Annotated in this window: 9 protein-coding genes and 1 riboswitch; of the genes, 8 read left to right on the top strand and 1 reads right to left on the bottom strand. The window is 73.7% G+C overall.

The window, feature by feature from the left end; translation table 11 throughout:
• Positions 1–256 precede the first annotated feature (256 nt).
• A riboswitch (cobalamin riboswitch) is annotated at positions 257–436 on the top strand.
• Between the two features lie 120 nt (positions 437–556).
• From ACY0I8_RS14315 to ACY0I8_RS14340, 6 genes are all read left to right on the top strand, one after another.
• Positions 557–1,486, top strand: a complete 930-nt coding sequence (locus ACY0I8_RS14315; RefSeq protein WP_461395301.1) for an ABC transporter ATP-binding protein — start codon at positions 557–559, stop codon at positions 1,484–1,486.
• Positions 1,483–2,217, top strand: a complete 735-nt coding sequence (locus tag ACY0I8_RS14320) for an ABC transporter permease (protein WP_459942406.1) — start codon at positions 1,483–1,485, stop codon at positions 2,215–2,217. Before ACY0I8_RS14315 ends, ACY0I8_RS14320 begins: the two co-directional genes overlap by 4 nt.
• A gap of 215 nt (positions 2,218–2,432) precedes the next feature.
• Positions 2,433–3,158: a precorrin-2 C(20)-methyltransferase gene (gene cobI, locus ACY0I8_RS14325; RefSeq protein ID WP_459942405.1), complete on the top strand. Its 726-nt coding sequence runs from the start codon at positions 2,433–2,435 to the stop codon at positions 3,156–3,158.
• Positions 3,155–4,195, top strand: a complete 1,041-nt coding sequence (locus tag ACY0I8_RS14330; protein WP_459942404.1) for a FecCD family ABC transporter permease — start codon at positions 3,155–3,157, stop codon at positions 4,193–4,195. Before cobI ends, ACY0I8_RS14330 begins: the two co-directional genes overlap by 4 nt.
• On the top strand, positions 4,192–4,992 hold the full coding sequence (locus tag ACY0I8_RS14335; protein WP_459942403.1) for an ABC transporter ATP-binding protein: 801 nt from the start codon (positions 4,192–4,194) through the stop codon (positions 4,990–4,992). Before ACY0I8_RS14330 ends, ACY0I8_RS14335 begins: the two co-directional genes overlap by 4 nt.
• Complete coding sequence (locus tag ACY0I8_RS14340; RefSeq protein WP_459942402.1) at positions 4,989–5,861, top strand: ABC transporter substrate-binding protein; 873 nt, start codon at positions 4,989–4,991, stop codon at positions 5,859–5,861. Before ACY0I8_RS14335 ends, ACY0I8_RS14340 begins: the two co-directional genes overlap by 4 nt.
• Before the next feature lie 10 nt (positions 5,862–5,871).
• Here ACY0I8_RS14340 and ACY0I8_RS14345 read toward each other — a convergent pair whose 3' ends face one another.
• Positions 5,872–6,084: a hypothetical protein gene (locus tag ACY0I8_RS14345; RefSeq protein WP_459942401.1), complete on the bottom strand. Its 213-nt coding sequence runs from the start codon at positions 6,082–6,084 to the stop codon at positions 5,872–5,874.
• Positions 6,085–6,087: 3 nt separating this feature from the next.
• Between ACY0I8_RS14345 and ACY0I8_RS14350 the strand changes: the two genes are divergently transcribed.
• A complete protein-coding gene (locus tag ACY0I8_RS14350) occupies positions 6,088–7,458 on the top strand; it encodes a CoA-binding protein (protein WP_459942400.1) in 1,371 nt (456 codons plus the stop codon).
• A partial coding sequence (locus ACY0I8_RS14355; protein ID WP_461395302.1) for an acetate--CoA ligase family protein occupies positions 7,455–7,979 on the top strand: 525 nt, incomplete at its 3' end. The genes ACY0I8_RS14350 and ACY0I8_RS14355, both read left to right, overlap by 4 nt.

Below are 7,979 nucleotides of genomic sequence, written 5' to 3' on the forward strand. Positions count from 1 at the left end.
GATTTGCGGTGCACTTTCGCCCCTCCGGCTGAGTGGCGGATGCCGCGTAAGCCGGATGCCGCACTCACGCACGGCCGGAAGCAGGCCCCACGCCCCTGCGGCGGTGTGCGCGCCTCTATAGCCGCCGGGTTGATAGTAACGCCCCGTTCCAAGGGGATTTGCCGGCCCTGGGCCGGACCCGGCTTTATACCGTGGGCCGCGAAGGCCCGTCAAACGCCCGGCTTGACACACCCGACCCGGGGGGATAAAAGGACCGTTCAATCTACGTCCGCCGGTGCCCCCTGGGGCTGAAAAGGGAAGTGGGGTGAAAATCCCCCGCGGACCCGCCGCTGTGAGCGAGGACGACGGGCCACTGGAGCCACTGGCCGATCGGCTGGGAAGGCGGCCCCGAGGACGAATCGCGAGCCAGAAGACCTGCCGGCCGGACGCCCCGCACGCCAAACCTCCCCGGGTCGGTTCGGGAGGGCGGGGAACCTTGGGGAGCTTCGAAAACGGGAAGCCCGCTCCGCAGGAGGAGTGGGCTTTTTTCGTGGGACCTCCGGGGCCCCGGACTCCGATGGGATCTTGCCCGGCCGGGCCGGGCATGGGGAAGAGCATGCTGGAGGCGAGCGTCGCACGCGAGGCGCGGGGGGCCGAGCCGGCACCGGCCGTCGAGGCCCGGGGGCTCGTGAAGCGGTTCGGCAAGGTCCGGGCCCTCGACGGGCTCGACCTCGAGCTGCGGCCCGGGGAGATCTACGGCTTCCTCGGGCCCAACGGGGCCGGCAAGACCACCACGATCCGGATCCTCACGGGGCTTCTGCGGCCCGACGCCGGCACGGCCCGGGTGGGCGGGGCCGACGTGCTGCGGGACCCGGTGGCCGCCAAGGCCCAGATCGGGGTGGTGAGCCAGCAGCTCAACCTCGACCCCGACCTCACGGTGGCCGAGAGCCTCGAACTCCACGGCATCCTCCACGGCATGCCCCGGGCCGAGCGCCGGGCCCGGGCCGCGGAACTCCTGGCCTTCGCCGGCCTGGCCGAACGGGCCCGGAGCCTCGGCCGCACCCTCTCGGGAGGCATGAAGCGCCGGGTCACCATCGTGCGGGCGCTCCTCCACGAACCCCGGATCCTCTTTCTGGACGAGCCCACCGTGGGCCTCGATCCGGCCACCCGGCGCCGGCTCTGGGACCTCATCCGGGCCGTGAACCGCCGGGGGGTCACGGTGCTCCTGACCACCCACTACATCGAGGAGGCCGAGTTCCTGTGCCACCGGGTGGGCATCCTGGACCGGGGCCGGCTGATCGAGGAGGGGGAACCCCGGGCGCTTCTCGCGGAACTCGGCGAGTACGCCGTGGACGTGGTGGGGGACGACGGCACCCGCACCCGGTTCTTTCCGACCCGGGAGGCGGCCCTCGGGTTCCTCAGGCAGGCCCCGGAGGGCGCCGGGCTTCGGCGCACGAACCTGGAGGATCTCTTCCTCCAGCGCACGGGACGGAGGGTGGAGCCGTGAACGGGGTGGCCGGGGTGCTCTACCGGGAGCTTCGGATCTACCGCCGGCGGTGGAAGAAGCACCTGGCGTCCTACGCGGTGTCGCCGTTTTTGTTCCTGGTGGTGTTCGGGTGGGGGCTGGGCCGGCACGTGGAGCTCGACGGCGTGGGGTATCTGGCGTTCATGATCCCGGGCCTCGCCACCATGGCGAGCATGACCCAGAGCTACGGCACGGCCACCGAGATCAACATCGCCCGGTTCTACTGGCGGATCTTCGAGGAGTTCCAGATGGCCCCGGTGCCGGCCTGGCAGATCGCCCTGGGCGAGGTGATCTACGGCATGGTCCGGGGGCTCGCGGCCGCCGTGGTGGTGTACCTTCTGGCCTGGCCCTTCGGGGTCCGGCCGCCCCTGAGCCCGACCGTGGGGGCCCTGTTCGGCCTCCACACCTTCGCGTTCGCCTCGGCCGCCGTGACGGCGGCCATGGTGGTGCGAAGCCACGCCGACCAGGGGCACATCAACACGTTCTTCATCGTGCCCATGTCGTTTTTGTGCGGCACGTTCTTCCCGCTCGACCGGCTGCCCGGGTGGGCCGAGGCGCTGGCCTACGGGCTTCCGCTCACCCACTCGAGCCTCACGATCCGGGCGGCGAGCCTGGGCCAGCCCGTGCCCTGGGTCCACGCCGCGGCCCTGGCCGGGTTCGCCGCGGCGTTCTTCGCCTCGGCCGTGTGGGCCGTGCGGCGAAGCAGTTCGTAGGGACGGCTGGGAAGCTAGGAGGCTAGGAGGCCGGGAAGCTAAGAAGCTGGAAAGCGTGAGTTGTTCCGGTTTCTTCGGGCGTTACACGGCTCCGGACTCGGCCTCGTCGGGACGGGACAAGACCCGGGACCTGGCCCGGCGGTTCTCGCGTCCCCGCCTCTAAGCCTCCTAGCTTCCGAGCATCCCAGCTTCCCAGCCTAGACAGAGGAGTCCCCATGAGCACCCTCGGCACGTTTTACGGCATCGGCGTCGGCCCCGGCGACCCGGAGCTCCTGACTCTCAAGGCCGTGCGGATCCTCCAGGAGGTGGACGTGGTGTTCGCCGCGGGCCACGAGCGCTCGGGCCGCAGCGCGGCGCTCTCGATCGCCCGGCCCCACCTGCGGCCGGGCTGTCCCGTGGTCCCCCTGCCCTTCCGCCACACCTTCGAGGACGTCCGGTCCCGGGAGGTCCACCGCGACCACGCCCGCCGGGTCCTGGAGACCCTGCGGCGGCCGGCCTCGGCCGCGTTCCTGACCCTCGGCGACCCCATGACCTACTCCACCTTCACCTACCTCCTGGAGGAGGTGCAGGCCCTGGAGCCCCGGGTGCCGGTGGTGGTGGTGCCGGGGATCACCTCGTTCGCGGCCGCGGCGGCCGAGGCCCGCACCCCGCTCGTGGAGGGGGACGAGACCCTGGCCGTGGTGAGCGGGGCCCGGGGCACCGAGGCCGTGGAGCGGGCCCTGGCCGCGGCCGACAGCGTGGCCGTGCTCAAGCCCTACCGGAACACCGCCGGCGTGTGCGACCTGCTGGAGCACCGGGGCCTCGGGGACCGGGTGGTGTTCGCCTCCCACTGCACCCGGCCCGACGCCGTGGTGGCCCGGGGGGTGGCCGAGGCCCGGGCCCGGGCCAACGGGTACATGAGCCTCTTTCTCGTGCGCGCCCGGGGGGACCGCAGCCCGTGACCCGCCGGCCCCAGGTGGCGATCGGGGCGGCCGCCCTCGCCCTGCCCCTCGTCGTGCTCTGGGCCGGAAGCATCGGGTCCTCGGGCCTGGGGGCGGCCGACCTCCTGCGGGCCCTGGCCGAGGCCGCGGGCCTCGCGGCCCCCACCCTCGACCCGGTGGACCGCACGATCCTTTTGACCGTACGGCTCGCCCGGGTGAGCCTAGCGGCCCTGGTGGGCGGCGGGCTGGCCGTGGCCGGGGTGGTGTTCCAGGGCATCTTGCTGAATCCCCTGGCCGATCCCTACACCGTGGGCGTGTCGTCGGGGGCGGCCCTCGGCGCCAGCATCGCGATCCTCGCCGGGCTCGGGGGCTACACGGCCTGGGGCCTCGGGCTCCTGCCCCTCTGCGCCTTCGCCGGGGCCCTCGCGGCCCTGGGGGCCGTGCACCTTCTGGCCTCGGACCGGGACTTCGGCTCGGGGAACACCCTGATCCTCGCCGGCATCGTGGTGAGCACCACCCTCTCGGCCGGCATCAGCCTGCTCAAGAGCCTCAACGAGGACAGCGTGTCCTCGATCGTGTTCTGGATCCTGGGGAGCTTCAACGGCCGGGGCTGGGCCCACGTGGCCTTCTCGGCCCCCTACGTGCTGGCCGGGGTGGTCTGGGCCTGGTGCCTCGGCCGGGACCTGGACCTCCTGGCCCTGGGCGACGAGTCGGCCCGGCAGCTCGGGGTGGACGCGGCCCGGGCCCGGCGCTGGCTCCTGGTGGCCGCCTCGGTCATGACCGGGGCCTGCGTGGCCGTGAGCGGGGTGATCGGGTTCGTGGGCCTGGTGGTGCCCCACCTCCTGCGGATGGCCCTGGGGCCGGGCCACCGCCGGCTCGTGGCGGGCTCGTTCCTGGTGGGTGCGTCGCTTCTTGTGCTGGCCGACGGCCTCGCCCGCACGGTGCTCCCCGGGGGCGAGGAGCTTCCCGTGGGCGTGGTGACCGCCCTCGTGGGCGGGCCCTTCTTCTGCTGGCTCCTCCGGTGGAACCCCAGGAGCCGGCGGGCGGAGGCGCCGTGATCCGGGTCCGGGACCTCTGGGCCGGCTACGGCGGGGCCCCGGTGCTCCGGGGCGTGGACCTCGAGGTGGCCGACGGCGCGTTCCTCGGGATCCTGGGGCCCAACGCCTGCGGCAAGTCCACCCTTCTGCGGGTTCTCACCGGGGTGCTCCGGCCGGAGCGGGGCGAGGTCCGGGTGGCCGGGCTCGATCCCCGGGAGGCCGCACCCCGGGACCTAGCCCGGGCCGTGGCCACGGTGCCCCAGACCACCTGGATCCCGTTTCCCTTCACCGGGTTCGAGGTGGTGCTGATGGGCCGCCACCCCCGGATCGGCCGGTTCGGCCGGCCCGGGCCCGACGACCGCGCCGCGGTGGACCGGGCCATGGCCCACACCGACACCCGGGGGCTCGCCGACCGGCTCGTGACCCAGGTATCCGGCGGGGAACGCCAGCGGCTCGTGCTGGCCCGGGCCCTGGCCCAGGAGGCCCCGATCCTCCTTCTGGACGAGGCCACGGCCGCCATGGACGTGCACCGCCGGATCGACGCCTTCGACCTCCTGGCCCGGGTGAACGCCGAGGGCGCCACCGTGTGCGCCGTGATGCACGACCTCAACCTCGCGGCCCTCTACTGCGAGCGGCTCGTGTTCCTGAAAGGCGGCAAGGTATGGGCCGAGGGCCCGACGGCCGAGGTGTTCCGCAAGGACGTGCTGGAGGCCGTGTACGAGACCCCGGCCGAGGTGGCGGTCCACCCGGCCACGGGCCGGCCCCACGCCGTGTTCCTGCCCCGGGCGGCCCGGGCGAAGAAAGGAGTCCCCCGTTGAGATCCCCCCTGGTCTGGCTTCTCGCCCTCCTCGTGACCCTCGCCCCGGCGGCCGTACGCGCCGCCTGCGTACAGGACGACACCGGCACCCGGGTCTGCGCCCCCGAGGCGCCCCGGATCGTGTCGCTCTACGGGGCGTTCACCGAGATCCTCTGGGAGATCGGGGCGGGCGACCGGATCGTGGGACGCACCCGCCACGACGACACCGTGGAGGCCCTCCGGGCCGTGCCCTCGGTGGGCACGGGGCTTCGGCCCAACGTGGAGCACGTGCTGGCCCTGCGGCCCGACCTGGTGGTGGCCCGGGCCGGCCGGGCCGCGGCCCAGGCCGTGGCCGACCTGCGGGCCCGGGGGCTCACCGTGGCCGCCTTCGACCCGCGGTCGCTGGACGAGGCCCTCTCGGTGATGGAGCGGCTGGGGGAACTGGCCGGCCGGCCCGGGGAGGCCCGGGCCCTGGCCGGACGGCTCAGGGGGGAGATCGGGTCGGTACGGGCCGCCGTGGCAGGACGCCCCCCCGTGCGGGTGGTGTACGAGGTGCGGGCCCAGCCGCTTACCGTGGCCGGCACCGACGGGCTCGTAAACGACCTCCTGGAGGCGGCGGGCGGCCGAAACGCCGTCGAGGCCCCCAAGAAGCTCCTCACCCTCGACGTGGAGGCCCTCCTCAAGCTCGACCCCGACGCCTACGTGATCCAGGAGGGGCCCATGAACCGAAACCCCTCCCCCCCGGCCGACCGGCCCCTGTACCAGACCCTGCGGGCCGTGCGGGAGGGGCGGGTGCTCGTGGTGGACGAGAAGACCTTCGCCAGGCCCGGCCCCCGCCTGGGCGAGGCCGCCCGCACCCTGGCCCGGTTCCTCCACCCCGGGGCGTTTTGAGCCGGAATCGCTAGGGCTCGAACACGGGTAGCGGCGCGAGGCCCTCGGCCGTGCGGGCGAACGCCCGGTCGAAGGTGGCGAACCCCCGGGCGCGTCCGGCAACCCCGAGGGCCAGGTGGAGCGCGCCGGCCTCCCTGCGAGTATCCCCTCGGCTGCCTTGACGCCGGGCCCGGCGGGAGTAGGCTCCCGGGTTCGGCGTCGTTCCCCCTCGTTCCCGGAGCACCGGATGGACCTGTCGTGCCTCTTTGAACCGCAGGCGATCGCCGTCTACGGCGTGTCGCTCTCGAACCCGTTCCACCCGGCCAACGTCATCTACCACAAGAACCACCTGCGCTACCGGGCCGCCACCTACGCCATCAACCCCAAGGGCGGCGACCTCTACGGCGAGCCGGTGTACCGCTCCCTCGGGGAGGTGCCGGCCCGGGTGGACCTGGCGGTGGTGGCCGTGCGGGCCGGGGCTGTGCCGGGGGTGCTCCGGGAGTGCGCGGCCGGGGGCGTCAAGGCCGCGGTGGTGGTCTCGGGGGGGTTCGCCGAGGTGGGGCGCCACGACCTCCAGGACGAGATCGCCGAGATCAGCCGGACCCACGGCCTTCCCGTCGTCGGCCCGAACTGCCTCGGGGTCTACGCCGCCCCGGTCCTGGACACCTTCTTCCTGCCCCCCGAGCGCCTGATCGAGATCCGGCCGGGGAACATCTCGCTCGTGAGCCAGAGCGGCGGCATCCTGGTGGACCTCATGATCAAGCTCACCCAGGAGGGGGCCGGCATCGCCCGGGGCCTGAGCATCGGGAACCGGGCCGTGCTGGACGAGGTGGACCTGGTGGAGTTCTTCCTGGCCGACCCGGCCACCCGGGTGATCGGCCTCTACCTCGAGGGCTTCCGGCCCGGCCGGGGCCGGGCCCTCGTGGAGCTCCTGGGCCGGGCCACGAAGCCCGTGGTGTTCCTGAAGGCGGGGAAATCGCCCGGGGGCACCCGGGCCGTGGCGTCCCACACGGCCTCGGTGGCCGGGGACTACCGGGTGCTCCGCGACATCCTGGGCCACGCCGGGGCCCTCGAGGCCCGGGATGAGGCCGAGTTCGTGGCCTACTGCGAGGCGCTCGCGGCCGCCCTTCCGGCTAAGCCCCTGCGGAACCTGGTCATCGTGACCGCGAGCGGCGGCCACGGCGCCGTGGCCTCGGACGAGTGCCAGAGGGCGGGCCTCAACCTGCCCGAGATCCCGGCCGCCGACCAGGAGCGCCTGCGGGCGGCCCTCTCCCCGAGCGTGCGGGAGATCGCCTCGGTGGGAAACCCCGTGGACCTCACCGGGTCGGCGGGCGACCAGGACTTCCTCGCGGCGCTCCGGTTCCTCCTCGACCGGCCCTACGTGGACGGCGCCGTGCTCCTTCTGCTCCCGTATCTTCCCGCCCTCACCCCCGACGTGGGGGCCCGGGCGGCCCAGGTGGCCCAGGCGAGCGGCAAGCCCGTCGTGGCCTACATGCCCCACATCGAAAAATACGGCATCTTCATCGAGGGCTTCCAGACGAACGGCATCCCGGTCTCCCACACCGTGCAGGGCGCCGTTCACATGGCCCAGGCCATCGCCCGGAGGGGAACCCCGTGAAACCCAGCGCCGCCGAAATCCTCCGCCGCGCCGCCCCCGTGGGGTGGGTCGTGGAGCCCCTGGCCCGGGAGATCCTGGCCGAATACGGGCTTCCCCTGAACCGCTGGGCCTGGGCCCGCGACCCCGACGAAGCCGTGGAGGCGGCCCGCCGCATCGGCTACCCGGTCGTCGTGAAGGTGGTCTCGGCCCGGGTGGTCCACAAATCCGACGTGGGGGGCGTGGAGGTGGGGGTGGAGGGCGACGACGCCCTGCGCCGAACGTTCGAGCGGATGGACCGCCTGCCCGGGTTCGACGGGGTGGTTCTGGGCGAGATGGCGCGGGGCGTGGAACTCATCGTGGGCGCCAAGAACGACCCCCAGTTCGGCCCGGTGGTCGTGACCGGCATCGGCGGCACCGCGGTCGAGATCTACCAGGACGTGGCGATCCGCATGGCGCCCATGACCCCGGCCGACGCCGCCTCGGCCCTCGACGCCCTGCGGGGCCGGCGCCTCCTCGAGGGCTTCCGGGGCTCGCCCCCCGCC

The sequence above is a fragment of the Deferrisoma sp. genome (assembly GCF_054681715.1).

What these genes read in the sequence shown, in the direction of transcription:
- ACY0I8_RS14350 (WP_459942400.1), top strand. Translation starts at nt 6,088, where the DNA reads ATGGACCTGTCGTGCCTCTTTGAACCGCAGGCGATCGCCGTCTACGGC.
- cobI (WP_459942405.1), top strand. Translation starts at nt 2,433, where the DNA reads ATGAGCACCCTCGGCACGTTTTACGGCATCGGCGTCGGCCCCGGCGAC.
- ACY0I8_RS14315 (WP_461395301.1), top strand. Translation starts at nt 557, where the DNA reads ATGGGATCTTGCCCGGCCGGGCCGGGCATGGGGAAGAGCATGCTGGAG.